Genomic DNA, 15,095 nt, shown 5'->3' on the forward strand with positions numbered 1-15,095 from the left:
CTTGCGGGGCGCGCGCCGATTGGTAACAGTCGGGCCATGACCAAGACCGCAATCATTCCCGACCAGGACGCGCTGAAGCGCATCGGCAAGCAAGTGCGTGCGCGCCTCGAAGCCGACCCGGACATCTACAAGGTGCCGACCGACAAGGCGGAAATCTTCGCCGTGCCCAACTTCCTCTCTCGCGAGGAATGCCGCCGCTTCATCACCATGATCGATGTCGTCGCGCGGCCCAGCGAGCTGCACGAGACCGCTTATATCGAGAAGTTCCGCACTTCCTATTCGGGCAATTTCGATCCGCGCGATCCTTTCGTGAAGGGCATCTCGCGCCGGATCGACGATTTGCTTGGCATGAACCCGATGTGCGGCGAATCCATCCAGGGCCAGCGCTACCTGCCGGGGCAGGAATTCAAGCCGCACAACGACTGGTTCTATACCGACCAGGAATACTGGCAGATCGAACGCAAGCGCGGCGGGCAGCGGTGCTGGACGGCGATGGCCTTCCTCAACGTGGTGGAAGAAGGCGGGCACACGCATTTCACCGAGGTCGGCGCCTCGATCGAACCCAAGCCCGGCGTCCTGCTGGTGTGGAACAATGCCACGCCCGACGGTGTGCCCAACGAAGGCACGATGCACGCGGGCACACCGGTCATAAAGGGTGCGAAATACGTCCTGACCAAGTGGTACCGGACGCGCAAGCACGTCTGAGGCGTCAGCCGCGCGCCAGCGCCTCGGCGATGAGCTTGCGGCTGTTCTCGATCCCGTAAAGCGCGATGAAGCTGCCCATGCGCGGCCCCTGGTCGCTGCCGAGCAGCGTCTGGTAGAGCGCCTTGAACCAGTCGCGCAGGTTCTCGAACCCGTATTCCTCGCGCTTGCCGATCTCGTAGACTTCGGTCTGCAGATCTTCCGCGCTGGTATCGGCATCGGCCTTGGCGAGATAGGCGTCGAGCGCCTTCAGCGCCTCAGCCTCGTTCGCTGACGGAGCGCGCTTTTCCAGCGTCGGCGCGATGTAGTCGCGCGTGTAGTTCACCGCCGTCTCGATCAGCACTTCGAGTTCAGGCGTGACCTTGCCCTCGCCGATATAGCTTTCGAGATATTCGCGCAGGTTTGGGACAGTCGCTTCCGCACCCAGCACGCTGGCGAGATTCAGCAGCAGGCCATAGGTCACCGGCAGGCTGTCGCCGCCGCCGGGAGCCTCTTCCGCGTCGAAACCGCCATTGGCGCGCAGCAGGTGCCAGACCGGATTGCCGAGCTGCTTGTCGAGGTCCTGTTCGCTCAATCGCTCGCGGAACTGCCAGTAATCGTCCACCGCGCGCGGGATCACGCCCACGTGCAGCTGCTTGGCGCTCTTGGGATTGGGGAAGATGTAGAAGCCGAGGCTCTCCTCGCTGCCGTATTGCAGCCATTCCTCGATCGACAGGCCGTTGCCCTTCGACTTGGAGATCTTCTCGCCGTTCTGGTCGAGGAACATCTCGTAGATCAGGCCTTCCGGCTTGCGCCCGCCGAGCACCTGCACGATCTTGCCCGACTGCACGCCGCTGTCGGTCAAATCCTTGCCGTACATCTCGTAATCGACGCCCAGTGCATACCAGCGCATCGCCCAGTCGACCTTCCACTGCAGCTTGGACATGCCGCCGAGCGCGGACTGTTCGACCGTGCTGCCGTCTTCGTCGGTGAAGCGGATCGTGCCGGCTTCGGCATCGACCACCTCTACCGGAACCTGCAGTACGCGGCCCGTCGACGGGCTGATCGGCAGGACCGGCGAATAGGTCTGCCGCCGCTCTTCGCGCAGCGTGGGCAGCATGATGTCGAGGATCGCCTGGTTCTTGCGCAGGACCTGCCGCAACGCATCGTCGAAGCGCCCGGAATTGTACATGTCGTTCGCGGCGATGAATTCGTACTGGAAGCCGAAGCGGTCGAGGAATTCGCGCAGCTTGGCGTTGTTGTGCGCAGCGAAGCTTTCGTGGCCCTTCTCGAACGGGTCGGGCACGCGCGAAAGCGGCAGGTGCAAATTCGCCTCCAGCAGCGCCTGGTTGGGCACGTTGTCGGGTACCTTGCGCAGGCCGTCCATGTCGTCGGAAAAGGCGACGAGGCGCGTCTTGCCGTCTTCGGGCTTCGCACCGATCATCGCCTCGAAGGCACGGCGCACCAGCGTGGTGCGCAGCACTTCCTGAAACGTGCCGATATGCGGCAGGCCGCTGGGACCGTAGCCGGTTTCGAACAGCACGGGGCTGCCGTCGGGCTTGGTGCCGTCGGGATAGCGTTTGAGCAGGCGCTGCGCCTCCTGGAACGGCCAGGCCTTGGACACGCGCGCGGCGGCGATCAGATCGTTCATGCTCATGGCGCACCCTCTTGCCGCTGGCGCGCGCTTTCGCAAGTGCGAAGTGCTGTAGCCTGCCCGGAGGCAGGAAGGAGAAAGGCGGCGCCCCTAGTCCTTCCCTGCCCCGAAGCTGCCGTCGATGCGGATGACTTCACCCGTGCCCGACGGGTTGCCGCGTTCGGCGCGGAACGTCCCGCCTGCCTCGGCAGCGCCGGGCCCGTAGAACGCACCGTTCATCCGCCGCAGCCAGTCGCCCTGCTGTTCCTGTCCGGCGAAGGTCGAGCCGGTGATGAGGCCGCCAAGGGTGAAGCCTTCGAAGACACGGTTGCGGGGTGCCCCGCTGCCGTTTTCCTGCAAGGAAAGTTCCCCGTTGAAATCGGCGAACGTCGCGGTGATCGATCCCCGCCCGAAGTCGGCGTTCAGGCCGACAGTGCCATAATACAGGTAGAGCAGATTGCCGCCGGTCGTCGCGTCGCGGTCCACCCGGACGTAGCCCATGGTCGCACCGGTGTAAGACGCTGTACCCGTGGTTGGCATGTCGGTGGTCGGCAGGCCGGCCGAGAAGACATTGTAGTCCCAGCCCGCGCTTCCGAACACGGCGCGCGAGGCAAACCCGATCCGCCCGAAATTGGAATAAGTCAGCGCAACCAAGGGGTTGGTCCCCTGGGCGTTGTTCAGCTGGCTCACCCAGTCGCGGATAGCGCCTGTCGAATCCGTCAGGGTCTGCGAGAAGTTCCAGAATTGATCGGATTCGCCGCTGCGACTGTCCCTGGTCGTATCGTCCAGCGCGACGTCGGGGAAATTCGCGAAACTCACGATATAGCCCTTGGTCGCGGGATCATAGACGATGCCCGTGATCGCGCCGACATCCGACGGCTTGGAATCGTCCACTGCGGTAAGCGACGTGCGCGTCGTCAGGCTGGCGATGGAGCCAGCGGGCGGCGGGATCTTGGTCGGATCGAGCACGCCCTTGAACGTGCCGATCGCCATGCCGTCGGCATCGCGCGTCGCGGTGAAGCTGCCGCCCAGTTCGCGCGCGCCGGGGCCGAAGAACTGCCCCTTGCCGCTGCCCGAATAGTCGCCGATCCCGGTCATCGTGACCGTGCCGTTGAACTCGTTGCGGCCGGCAGCGATCTGGCCGTCCCAGATCCAGTTGCCCGTCGCCGTTTCGGAGAAGATGCCCGAGGCGGTCGCCCATTCGGCGTAATTGATGGGCACGTTGGCCGTCAGCTTGCCCGTGCCGAATTCCACCAGCAGCTCGCCGGTGCCGGAAATGACCATCGGGTTGCGGTAGGCGTTGTCGGCCGCCTGCCCATCCACGCGCACGAGGTAGCTGGCCGTGCCGGTGGTCGGGATGTCGTTGAAGACCGTCGGGAAACCGAAGACGAAGGCATTGAGGCGGAAATTGTCGCCTTCGCGTACGAGCAGGTAGTTCGAAGCGACGTAGTTGAACGCATTGCCCAGGATCTGGTTTTCCGTGGCCGACCGGCTGAATTCGACCTGCTTGGTCGGTCCGAGATTGATGAACTGCGCGATGTTCGCATCATAGGTCTCGGCCAGACCGGTGCCGCGGTAGATGTAGCGGTTCGTGTCGGCATCGTAGCGGATCGTGAACGGACCGTTTGTGACCGCGATGTCGCGGAAGTCGCCCCTTTCGAAATTCGAGCCGAGCTGGTTGTCGAACTTGAACGTCATCACCGCTTCGGTGGTCGAGAACGTCTCGCTCTTGGTCAGCGGCGTGGCGAAGGTGCCGTTGCTGGTGTCGGCCGTACCGCGGCGGCCCATGATGGTGCCAGTCGCTACACGTCCGGTCGAATCGCTGGCGGACCAGGAAGCGCCGATTTCCTCGCCTGCCGGGCCGAACAGCTTGCCCTGCAAGGTCCCGTTGAAATTCTGGAACTGAGTGAAGACGAAATCGCCCGAGAAGCTGTTGGCAGAAGACGACAGCGTAGCATTGCTGGAGAAATCGATCGTCTCGATCGACCTTCCATCGGCAATCAGGTCCATCTTGCCGATAATGATGATGTTGCCCGTCCCGAAGTCGACCGAGGCGGTGCCCCCGCCGGCAAGCCCGCGGATGGCGCTGAAATCGGTCATCGCCCCGATCAGGTCGATGTCGTAATTGGCCGAACCGGTGCGCGGCACGTCCGCGTCCTTGGTCGGGATGCCGTAGACGAAGGCATCGATCGAGCCCGAGGCAGTCGTCGTGCCGATATTGGTGCGCTGCCAGAAGGCGCTGCCGACATAACGGTAGGTCAGCGGGCCGGAAGTGCCCGGCCGAGTCAGCGTGAGCGAGTCGGTCCGGTCGCCTGAACGCTTGACGTAGACCACCGCCCCGGCGCTTGACTGCGCGGTGTCGATATCGCTCGGCGAGAAGGTGATCGTGCCGGTCGGGGTGACGAGCGAATAGCTGCTCGTCGTCTCGTTGAAGGCGATGGTGGCCGTGGTCCCGGTCGTCGCCGTGCCGCTGGTGCCGCTCGCGTTGAAATTCGCAGCGATACGCGACGAAACGCCCTGGAACGTCTCCGACTTCAGCGGCCCGAGAAGGTCCGCATTCGCCGTGGTGGGCGGCGGAGTAGGGGTCGGCGTAGGCGTTGGCGTTGGCGTTGGTGTGGGCGTCGGCGATGGCGTTGGCGTCGGCGAGGGAGTGGGGGTCGGCGACGGGGTCGGCGTCGGCGTAGGCGTAGGCGTAGGCGTAGGCGTAGGCGTAGGCGTCGGTGTTGGCGTAGGCGTCGGGGTGGGCGTCGGCGAAGGCGACGGCGTACCGGTCGGCGGAGGCGTGCTACGCGGCGGGCTGGACCCGCCACCGCAAGCTGCAAGAGACATGGCGAGCGCAAGGGCGGAGGCCGAAGAGGCCTTCGCAACAACAGTCGACTTCATGATTTGGTTATGCCCCCAAGACGCCGAAGCGTGACCCTAAAACGCCGCAGCGACTCCGATCTCTCCGGCAAGACGATTGTATTTATATATACCGACGGTTGAAAGATTTTTTTCGTATTCGACCTTCACCACCGGCGCGAAGTTCCCGAGGCGGAAAGTCCTCAGCGTTCCGGACAAAGCAACCGAGAACCGGTCGTCTAAGCGGCGCTCGGGAAACAGCAGTAGTCGCCGGTCCGCCTCGAGGTGCGAATAGCCCAGGTCGAGCACGGCCGTGACCGAGCCGAATTCGCGGTAGAGATAGCCGTCGATCCCCGCCGTGACATTGGCATAGCCCGGATCGCGCGCGCCCGTGCGCACCGCCATGAGGTTTGCGCCCAGGCCGCTGCGCGCATCGAGCGCAAGGTCCACTCCGCTCCGCAGTGCCAGCCGCGTGCCGTCCTGCAGATCGTTGCGGCGGTTGTCATTGTCCGTGACTGTGGCGGAGACGCGCAGCTGCGCGGTGTCCGATACCGGCAGGCGGTAATCGGCAGTCGCCCCGACGGTCAGCGAATAGCTTTCCTGCCCGAACCAGCGATGCGATGCGGTGGCGGCCACGTCCAGCGTTCCGCCCCACAGCCGGTATTGCGGCCCTGCCTGCAAGGCGACGATGTAATCGTCGAACTGGTTTCTCCGGTAAATATCGCCGCTCGCCGACAGACGCAGCAGCAGGTCGGACCGCTTGTCGATCCCGACCTTGCCGAACAGCTGTCCCTGCAGCGACAGGCCGACACCGGAGGTTTCCTGCGCATCCTCGTCGAGGGTGAAATCGCCCAGGATCGTATCGAGCGTGTCGGAACGCGTGGCGCGGTTGATGTTGCTGTCGGGTGCCAGCGCGACACGGAAGCTGGCGCCGAACGGTCGCTGCGCGGTGAGCGCCTGCGCATAGAAGCGCACCATCTGCTCCACCTCGGGCGGCAGGCCGGCTGCCTGCGCGGCGCGCAATTCACGGCTCGCTTCGCCAAGGTTGCCCATCATCGCCTGCATCCGCGCCAGTTCGATGCGGACGCGCGCATTGTCGGGCTCCTCGTCGAGGATACGCCGGAACAGCACGGCGGCATCGGCATAGCGCTGCTGCAGGTCCGCGCGCAGCATGGCGAGGCGGAACAGCGCTTCGCGTTTCAGCGGGCCTTCCTCGTTCTCCGCCAGCGCCTCGTAGGCCTGGGCGGCAAGCTCCAGCTCGCCGCGATCGCGCGCGGCATCGGCCACAGCGAAGAGTTCGGCATTGGTCAACTCGACGCTTTGCGCACCGCCGCCAGCCTCTTGTGCGTGCAAGGGCGCACCGACAAGGCAGGACAGGACCGGACCAAGAAGAAAGAGGCGACGCACCCGCTGCAATTAGCGGGGCGCGCGGCTATCACCGAACATATTCGTTTATCCTGCACATAATCAGCCGGGTTGATGCAGTTTTACATCAACCCCGCCAGCCATCTAGACTGACGTATTCCGGTCCGTACTTGCGCAGGTGCTGCAGCTGCCCAATCAACGGCTCTCGCAGGATGGGAAAATAAGGTATACGCAAGTCCCACAAGGGGGACTGGCGCTACCATGGCGGACGAGGAACGGCAGACCGGGCAAGCGGACGCACCTCGCCCCAGCGTATTCCTCAGCTACACCCGCACGGACAGCGAACGCGCACGCCAACTGATCTCGGCGCTCGAACAGTCGGGCTTCGACATGTGGTGGGACGGGCTGATCGAAGGCGGTGTCGATTACCTTCCCACGATCGAATCCGCCCTGCTCGGCGCCGATTGCGTCATCGTCCTGTGGTCTCATGAATCGGTGGAATCCACCTGGGTTCGCGACGAAGCCGAAAGCGGCCGCGACCGTGGCCGTCTGGTGCCGGTAACGCTCGACGGCACGATCGCCCCGCTCGGCTTCAGGCAGTTGCAGCTGATCGATGTCAGGGGCTGGAAGGGCGATCCCAAGGCACCGGAAGTCCAACGCATCGTATCCGCAGTAAGGCGGGCGATCGACGCCGGGCAGACGGGCGGGGGCAAGACCGGCGGCCACCATGCGCATGTCCTCCCGCCCCTGCCCGCCGAAAGAAGGGGAGTCTCCCGCCGGACGCTCGTTCTCGGCGGTCTCGGGGTAGGCGTGGCGGGGGCGGCCCTCGGCGCATGGCAGTTCGGCCTGCTGCCGGGGAGCAAGGGCGATACGGCCGTGGCCATGGCCGTTCTTGGATTTGCCAATCTGACCGGGGATGAAGACCAATCCTGGTTCACCAGCGGGCTGTCCAACGAGCTGCGCCAGATGCTCGCGCGCAATCCGCTGCTGCGCGTATCGGCGCCGACGTCATCCACGCTGCAAACGGAGGAGGACGATTTTTCCATCGGACGCGCACTCGGCGTGCCGAATATCCTGCGCGGCAGCGTGCAGCGTGCAGGCGATATCGTGCGCATCAGCGCCGAACTCGTCGCGGTCGAGGACGGCATGGTCCGCTGGGGCGAAACCTACGACCGCAAGCTGGAAGACGTCTTCGCTGTCCAGACCGAAATCGCCAGCACGGTGGCGCTGCGGCTGGTTGCCCAGATCGCCAGCGAGAGCGAGGCGGCCAGAAGCATTGCCGACCAGGAAGGCGTCGGCGGCACCAAGGACATGCAGGCCTATGAAGCGTTCCTGCGCGGCTCTGCCCTTGCAGATGCCTCGGCAGGATACGAGACCGACCGCTCCGCGCTCGAACAGTTCGAGACGGCGATCCGGATCGACCCGGCTTTCGCCAAGGCGCACGCCATGCGCGCGCAAATGCTGGCCGCAGTAGCGAATGCGACAGACGATTCCGCCGACTGGGCTCGCCTCTACGATGCCTCGATCAAGGCTGCAGAGCGCGCCATCGAATTGGCCCCCACCCTGCCCAAGGGGCACATCTCGCTGGGCTTTTCGCTCAACAACGGCCGGCTCGATCCCAAGGCTGCGCGGCCCCACTACACGCGCGCTCTGGAACTCGCGCCGGGCGATGCCGACGTGCAGCGCGCGGTCGCCCTGTTCTATGCCTATAACGGCGAGGGGGCCGAGGCCCTCCGGCTGATCGAGACGGCCCTCAAGCTCGACCCCATCAATCCGCGAGCCTTCCGCACGGCCGGCTTCGTGGCGCTGCTGGCCGGAGACTTCGCAACCGCATCGGCCCACGGCGAAAAGGCGCTGTCATTCGGCGCCAATTTGTCGAGCGCGCATTACATCGTCGGCGTCTCGCAATACATGCTCGGAGATCTTGCGAAGTCGGAGGCTGCCTTCGCACAGGAACCGGTTCCGCTGTTCGGCCAGGTCGGCTTGGCGATCGTGAGGCACAGGCTTGGGCGGCAGCAAGAGGCAAAGGCGGTCTTCGATGAGATGGTGGCCGATTACGGCGATGCCGGCCTTTACCAGCAGGTGCAGGTCCTTGCCCAATGGGGCGAGAAAGCGCGCGCCATCGAACTGCTGGCACAGGCAAGCGAGCTCAAGGACCCGGGCCTGCTGTTCGCCCCCAGCGACCCGCTGATCGATCCGCTGCGCGACATGCCCGAATTCGACCGGATCATCGCACCACTGGCTTGGTAAGACGCGGAAGGGTTCGGACGCCACACCGTTCAATCCTAGCGAAAACCGGCATTTATCATTAGAAAATGGCTGGATTCTGCGAATTCTACATCTTGTGCTATAGATGATCCCGGTCGCCCAGAACGGACAGGTCGCGCTCGTACCAATCCCATGGGAGACCCGCCTTGCCTGCTTTCCGCTTTCTCGCCGCCTTCGCCATGTCCGCCACCCTGGCTGTCACCGCCAGTGCCGGCCCGCCTGCAGGCAAGGGCGGAGGAAAAGGCGAAAAGGGAGATCCGGCCGACTTCCAGCCCGAAATCCTCTACCAGTACAATGGCCGGAAATCGCAGGATGTGCGCCTGACCGACATCAGCGGTTCGTCCTACGTAACCGTCCATTCCGCAGCGCAGGCGCAGCTCGACGGATTTGTGGCATCAGACGAGGAATTCGCGTTGATCGCTTATGCGGAAGCAGGCGACGTCTACCTGACCAACTGGACCGCATCCCCGGTCACGATCGGGACCAAGACGCTCATCTCGGCCCGTATCGACAGGGCGCCTGGCTCGGGGCGCGTAAACTGGATGGAATTCTCACCCGACGGCACGCGGCTGGTCTTCACCGAAAGTTCGAGCGAACCGGACAATCTCTGGTCCAACGACGCCCGCCGCCTCTGGGTGTACGATATCGCCAGTGGTGACCTAGCCCCGGTCCTTTGGGACTTCAGCATTCTCGACGTAGCCTGGAGCCCTTTTGACAGCGAGGACAATGTCGTTTTCTTCACGGGCGGAGCGGTCGGGGTGGAATATCCCGAGCATCTGTACCGCTTCGACATGGGAACGGGTGAACTGACACCGTTCCTCGACTATGGCGAGCATTATACCAGTCAATATTTCGACATTACCGGCAGACACGCACAAGGCGCGCCGAAGATCGTCATGGCCTACAAGGAAGCGGACGGGCGCGACTACATCCGCATCTACAATTTTTCCGGAAACCGCCTCAACGAAACCTGGATGTCGCGCGGCGACATCCTCAGCTTCGACTGTTCGGGGACGCGGGTCATCGGCAAGGACGAGGGATCGACCGGGGCCAATCTGACCATCACCGAGCTGGGGGGCAGCGCGAGTGGCTTCCTTTCTGGCCGCGGCGTGCACTCGGTCTCCGACTGGATGCCGCGCAACCCCTGCTGAAGAGGCAGCTCAGCTCAGCCGGTCGCGGAAGGTCTCGTAGCCGAACTCCTTCACCAGCTCGAGCTGGTCGGTATCGCTGTCCCACAGCCAGATGCTGGGCAGCTGAACGCCGTTGAAAGTGTTGGTCTTGACCATCGAATAATGCGCCTGGTCGAGGAAGGCGAAGCGCTTACCGATCTCCGCGCCACCCGGGATGCGGTAGTCGCCGATAACGTCGCCTGCGAGGCAGGAGGGCCCGCCGATACGGACTTCGGGCGTCTCGTGGTCGGTCGCCTCGCCCAGCATGGCCGGGCGATAGGGCGCTTCGATCACGTCGGGCATGTGACAGGTCGCCGAAATATCCGCCACCGCGACCGGCAGGCCGTTGTATCCGGTGTCGAGGATGGTGCCGACGAGGATACCGGCATCCAGCGCCACCGCCTCGCCCGGTTCGAGGTAAATCTCCGCGCCCGTGTCTTCCTTGGCGTCGCGCAGGAACTCGACCAGTTCCTCGCGCTGGTAGTCGGCGCGGGTGATGTGGTGGCCGCCGCCCATGTTGATCCACTTGAGCTGGCCGAACCACGGTTCGATCGCGTCGAACACCTTGTCCCAGGTTTCGTGCAGCGGCTCGAAATCCTGTTCGCACAGATTGTGGAAGTGGATGCCGTCGACATGCTCCATGATTTCGGGCGTCAGCTGGTCGATCGGAAAGCCGAGCCGGCTGCCGGGGCTGGAAGGGTCATAGCGCGGTACTTCGCCGGTGGGATGCTGCGGATTGATTCGCAGGCCCACGTCGAAGCTCTGCCCCGCCGCGCGCGCCGCTTCGAGGATCAGCGAGGCGCGTTCCAGTTGCCCGGGGGAATTGAAGATGACATGGTCGGACAGGCGACAGACCTCTTCCAGTTCCTCCGGTTTGTAGGCGGCGGAATAGGTGGCGATCTCGCCGTCGTAGAATTCGCTGGCGAGCCGCGCTTCCCACAGGCCCGAGGTGCACACGCCGTCAAGATACTCGCCGATGATGGGTGCGGTGGCCCACATCGAGAATGCCTTCAGCGCGGCGAGCACCTTGATGTCGGCGGCATCGCGGATGTCGGCCAGCACCTGGCAATTGGCGCGCAGCTTGGCCGCATCCACCACGAATGCGGGGCTGTCCACGCGGGAGAGGTCGAAGTGGGCAAAGGCCCCCGGGTCGCCGGCTTTGGTTTCCATGGGGCGCGACTTAGGGTGCGCAGGGGCCGAGGGGAAGAGGCTAGTCGCTCGCCCCGCTCGCAGGCGCATCCACACCGAAACGGACCACGCGGTTGCCGTAGACGTCGATCATGTAGGCGCGCCCCGCACTGTCGAGGGCGATGTCGTGGCCGAGACTGGCGCCTTCGCCTTCCAGCGCGAGGTCGAAGCTGCGCTCCACCGTGCCGTCGGGCCGGTAGACGCGGACCATGGCGCCGGTGCGGTCGAGCATGTCGCGCCCTTCCACCGCCAGCACCCAGCCCCCGCCAAGCGGTTTGACGCTATAGGTATGGCCGCGCTCCAGCCCGCGCCACTGGCCGAGCGGTTCGCCTTCGGTCGAGAAGACGGAAATCCGCGCGTTCTCGCGGTCCGCGACATAGACCCGCTCGCCATCGGTGGAGACGGCGTGGGGCAGGTCGAGTTCGCCCGCGTCCTCGCCCGGACCGCCCCATTCGCCGAGGTATTTGCCCGCGCGGTCGAACAGCGCGACGCGGGTGTTCACATAGCCGTCCGCCACCAGCACCCTGTCGCCGAGGAAAGCGACGTCGGCAGGCCGTCCGAAGTGATTGCTGTCCTCCCCGCTTTCGCCGCGCACGCCCATGACCAGCTCTTCCTCGCCGTCATGCGAGAAGCGCAGCACCTGCTCGCGCGCGACATCGGTGATCCAGATGTCATCCTCTGCGTCCACCGACAGGCCGTGCGGCATGATGAACTGCCCCGCGCCCCAGCGCGCCAGCAACTGCCCGTCCTGCGAGAACATGAAGACCGTGTCCTCGGCAATCGGCTCGGTGGTGAAGGGCTCTTCCCATTCGCGGCCCGCGCGGTGGAGCACGAAGACGTGGCCGTGGCTGTCGATATCGACCGCGCTCGGCTGGCCGAAAACCGCATCGGCGGGGATCGAGGGCCAGTCGGCGTCGACCTTGCCCCGCGGTGCTTCCTCGCGCGGGGCGCTGCTGCAGGATGCCAGCAACGCGGCGCCGATGATTACCTGAATTCCCCTCATGGGAGGGGAGGATTACGCGCCTGCCGCCCTGCCGCAAGCCCGAACACGAAAAAGGGCGGGAACGACCTGCGCCGCCCCGCCCCCTTTTCTCCTGGCGAAAAGGATTACTTCTCTTCGTCCGCCCGGTAGACCAGCGCCCGCACGGCTCCTTCGTAGGAGAAACCGCGCGACATCATCGCCTCGTGCCCGCTGCGCCAGTTGGACGCACCGAAGCCGGTGTAGATGGTGGTGACCGAGGTACCGGCCACGATGGTGTCGTGGCTCTGCCCGATGGGTTCGGGATCGACAGTCACCAGCGCGTAACGCTCGTTCTCCTGCGGCACGAACTGTACCGACAGGAGGCCCGGGCGGAACATGTACTGGTCGCGCGTGAAGGAGCGGGTTTCCGCGCCTTCGGCATCGAGCAGCACCACCCGCGGCGAAAGCACGCGGGCCAGTTCCAGACCCGCACCCAGTTCCACCATCTTCGTCCGGCCGTCATCCGGCAGGGCAAAGACCATGTAGGGCGCGGAAACGCCGTTGCGTTCGAGGCACTGACCCGACGCGGAGAGCTGGCTGTCGAGCACCCAGATCTTCTTGTCCTTGTCCGGCGTCAGGCTGACTGCCGTCACCGTTTCCGGCGTCGAGACACAGTCCGCCCGGTCGAACGACAGCGTTGCCGGCTGGATCGGCACCGTGGTCGCACAGCCGGCCAGCATGGCCGAAGTTACTGCCAGAAGAAGCAGTTTGGTCCGCATCGCGGCCTCCCTTACTTCATCAGCCGGACAGCGGCGTCTGCAACCTGCTTGAGCGCATCGTCGATACCTTCGGCGAGACGTTCGGGCTGCGAGATCATGTCCTCGCGGTTCTGGAACACGAATTCCGGGTTCGGCGCGAGCGTGACGATGCCTGCCTGCGCGTCGACAGGATTGTAGACGATGCGGTTTTCCATCAGCGTCTTGCCGGTCGCTGCATCGACCATCTTCACGTCGGCCGCGACGGTCGGACGCCACAGCTGGTTGCCTGCGTTGACGTAGCCGTAGCCGGTCACGTTGAAGTCGATCAGTGCCTGCGCACCGGCGGGTGCCACCGGATACTTTTCAAGGAAAGCACGCTTTTCGCGGTCCGGACCCTGCAGCATCGCACCCTTGATGCCGGCATCCGCAAGCGCGCCGATCAGGTGGGCTTCGAACGTGGCTTCGGGCGTGTGGTTCACGCTGGCGAGCGCTTCGTTCACGCGATCCTTGCGCGAATCCTGCACACCGGCGTCGATCAGCGCACCGAGCAGGCCGAAGTTGCCCATGGTGGATGCCGCTTCGTAAGCGATCGCTTCGTCGGGCAGCGTGTCGTCGACGATGCCGACCGAAGTCACCGGAACGGCCGGCGCGGTATAGGGCGTGCCGACATAGGGCGACGCGCAGGCGCCAAGGCTCAGCAGCCCGAGGGCTGCGATAGATTTTTTCATGGAAATACGTCCCCTTCAAACCGGGCGAATTATTCCGTCCCGGTGTCCCTGTTAGACGCGCGCAGGTATATATACTCGCCAAATCCGGTCAATCGTATTCACGCGAGTATTCGGGGCAGAAAAAAGCCGGCGTGACCGCAAGGACACGCCGGCTTTAACTTGGGTTAAATTCCGCAAATACGGATAGGGCTAGAAATCGACCGGCCCGTCCAGTTCCTTTACCTGCCACGGCAGGCCATGGGCATTGAGCATGTCCATGAACGGATCGGGGTCCATTTCTTCCATGTTGAACACGCCGTCGCCGGCCCACTTGCCGGTGACCATCATGGCCGAACCGATCATCGCGGGTACGCCCGTGGTATAGGACACCGCCTGATTGCCGGTTTCCTCGTAAGCCGCTTCGTGGCTGCAGATATTGTTGATGTAGAAGGTCTTCTCGCCCGACCCGTCGAGCGCCTCGCCGGTGGCGATGACACCGATATTGGTGTTGCCCTTGGTCGTTTCGCCCAGCGTTTCGGGCTTGGGCAGGACGGCGGCAAGGAACTGCAGCGGGATGATTTCCTTGCCCTTGTACTTGATCGGGTCGATCCGCGTCATGCCGACGTTCTGCAGCACGGTCAGGTGCTTGATGTATTCATCGCCGAAGGTCATCCAGAAGCGCGCACGCTCCATTTCCGGATTGAACTTGGCGAGGCTTTCCAACTCCTCGTGATACATCATGTACATGTTCTTCGGCCCGACGCCCTCGAAGTCGAATTCGACCTTCTTCGCCATCGCCGGGGTTTCGACGAATTCGCCGTTTTCCCAGTGACGCGCGGGCGCGGTCACTTCGCGGATGTTGATTTCCGGATTGAAGTTGGTGGCAAAGGCCTGGCCGTGGTCGCCGCCATTGCAATCGAGGATGTCGAGCTGGCGAATGGTCTTCAGCTTGTGCTTTTTCAGCCACATGGTGAACACGCTGGTGACACCCGGATCGAAGCCCGAACCCAGCAGCGCCATCAGGCCAGCTTCCTTGAAGCGGTCGTGATAGGCCCACTGCCAGTGGTATTCGAACTTGGCCTCGTCCTTGGGTTCGTAGTTCGCGGTGTCGAGATAGGACACACCCGCTTCGAGGCAGGCGTCCATGATCGGCAGGTCCTGGTACGGCAGCGCGAGGTTCACGACGAGGCTCGGCTGGACCTTGCGGATCAGGTTGACCATCGCCGGCACTTCCTCGGCATCGATCTCGTAGGTCGCCACGTCGACGCCCGTCCGGTCCTTCACCGAGGCGGCGATCGCATCGCACTTGCTCTTGGTGCGGCTGGCCAGGTGGATATCGGTGAAGATGTCCTTGTTCATCGCCATCTTGTGAACGCAGACCGAGCTTACGCCGCCTGCCCCGATGACCAGTACTGTCGACATGATGGAAACCTCTTGGATGAATTCGATTCTCGCGCGCCCTCTAACGCAATGCCCGTGATGCGCCAAACGATCCGCGAAACCTGTTTCCTACCGCAGGCGGCA

12 protein-coding genes are annotated in these 15,095 nt (G+C 64.0%); 4 read left to right on the forward strand and 8 right to left on the reverse strand.

Annotated elements, in window-relative coordinates; all coding sequences use genetic code 11:
* Positions 1 to 36: 36 nt before the first annotated feature.
* On the forward strand, positions 37 to 705 hold the full coding sequence (locus LC083_RS01780; protein WP_226698938.1) for a prolyl hydroxylase family protein: 669 nt from the start codon (positions 37 to 39) through the stop codon (positions 703 to 705).
* Between the two features lie 4 nt (positions 706 to 709).
* On the opposite strand, the gene LC083_RS01785 is transcribed toward LC083_RS01780, so the two are convergent.
* Positions 710 to 2,338, reverse strand: coding sequence for a lysine--tRNA ligase (locus tag LC083_RS01785; RefSeq protein ID WP_226698939.1), 1,629 nt, complete (start codon positions 2,336 to 2,338; stop codon positions 710 to 712).
* Positions 2,339 to 2,425: 87 nt separating this feature from the next.
* Positions 2,426 to 4,648, reverse strand: a complete 2,223-nt coding sequence (locus LC083_RS14030) for a transferrin-binding protein-like solute binding protein (RefSeq protein WP_226698940.1) — start codon at positions 4,646 to 4,648, stop codon at positions 2,426 to 2,428.
* 103 nt (positions 4,649 to 4,751) lie between these two features.
* Here LC083_RS14030 and LC083_RS01795 point away from each other — a divergent pair, with 103 nt between their 5' ends.
* Entirely contained in the window at positions 4,752 to 5,231 is a 480-nt protein-coding gene (locus LC083_RS01795) for a hypothetical protein (RefSeq protein WP_226698941.1), read from the forward strand.
* Positions 5,232 to 5,233: 2 nt separating this feature from the next.
* Here the strand turns inward: LC083_RS01795 and LC083_RS01800 are convergent, their stop codons facing one another.
* On the reverse strand, positions 5,234 to 6,508 hold the full coding sequence (locus LC083_RS01800; RefSeq protein ID WP_226698942.1) for a surface lipoprotein assembly modifier: 1,275 nt from the start codon (positions 6,506 to 6,508) through the stop codon (positions 5,234 to 5,236).
* Between the two features lie 273 nt (positions 6,509 to 6,781).
* Between LC083_RS01800 and LC083_RS01805 the strand changes: the two genes are divergently transcribed.
* Together LC083_RS01805 and LC083_RS01810 are read left to right on the forward strand one after the other, a co-directional pair.
* Positions 6,782 to 8,770 carry a TIR domain-containing protein gene (locus tag LC083_RS01805; RefSeq protein ID WP_226698943.1) on the forward strand — a complete coding sequence of 663 codons (1,989 nt, stop codon included), beginning with the start codon at positions 6,782 to 6,784 and terminating at the stop codon, positions 8,768 to 8,770.
* Positions 8,771 to 8,934: 164 nt separating this feature from the next.
* Entirely contained in the window at positions 8,935 to 9,939 is a 1,005-nt protein-coding gene (locus LC083_RS01810; RefSeq protein ID WP_226698944.1) for a hypothetical protein, read from the forward strand.
* 9 nt (positions 9,940 to 9,948) lie between these two features.
* On the opposite strand, the gene LC083_RS01815 is transcribed toward LC083_RS01810, so the two are convergent.
* The 5 genes from LC083_RS01815 to LC083_RS01835 all read right to left on the reverse strand — a co-directional run bounded on the left by LC083_RS01815 (position 9,949) and on the right by LC083_RS01835 (position 14,993).
* The gene (locus LC083_RS01815) at positions 9,949 to 11,127 is read right to left on the reverse strand and encodes a carboxynorspermidine decarboxylase (RefSeq protein WP_226698945.1); all 1,179 of its coding nucleotides are present in this window, start codon (positions 11,125 to 11,127) and stop codon (positions 9,949 to 9,951) included.
* A 40-nt stretch (positions 11,128 to 11,167) separates the two neighbouring features.
* Positions 11,168 to 12,148, reverse strand: a complete 981-nt coding sequence (locus tag LC083_RS01820; protein ID WP_226698946.1) for a peptidyl-alpha-hydroxyglycine alpha-amidating lyase family protein — start codon at positions 12,146 to 12,148, stop codon at positions 11,168 to 11,170.
* 104 nt (positions 12,149 to 12,252) lie between these two features.
* Complete coding sequence (locus tag LC083_RS01825) at positions 12,253 to 12,885, reverse strand: hypothetical protein (RefSeq protein WP_226698947.1); 633 nt, start codon at positions 12,883 to 12,885, stop codon at positions 12,253 to 12,255.
* Between the two features lie 11 nt (positions 12,886 to 12,896).
* Positions 12,897 to 13,592, reverse strand: a complete 696-nt coding sequence (locus LC083_RS01830; RefSeq protein ID WP_226698948.1) for a hypothetical protein — start codon at positions 13,590 to 13,592, stop codon at positions 12,897 to 12,899.
* Between the two features lie 189 nt (positions 13,593 to 13,781).
* Positions 13,782 to 14,993, reverse strand: a complete 1,212-nt coding sequence (locus LC083_RS01835) for a saccharopine dehydrogenase family protein (protein ID WP_226698949.1) — start codon at positions 14,991 to 14,993, stop codon at positions 13,782 to 13,784.
* Between the last annotated feature and the right edge of the window lie 102 nt (positions 14,994 to 15,095).

Source organism: Qipengyuania gaetbuli, from assembly GCF_020524765.1.
In the GTDB taxonomy this organism is placed as follows: Bacteria; Pseudomonadota; Alphaproteobacteria; order Sphingomonadales; family Sphingomonadaceae; genus Qipengyuania; species Qipengyuania gaetbuli_A.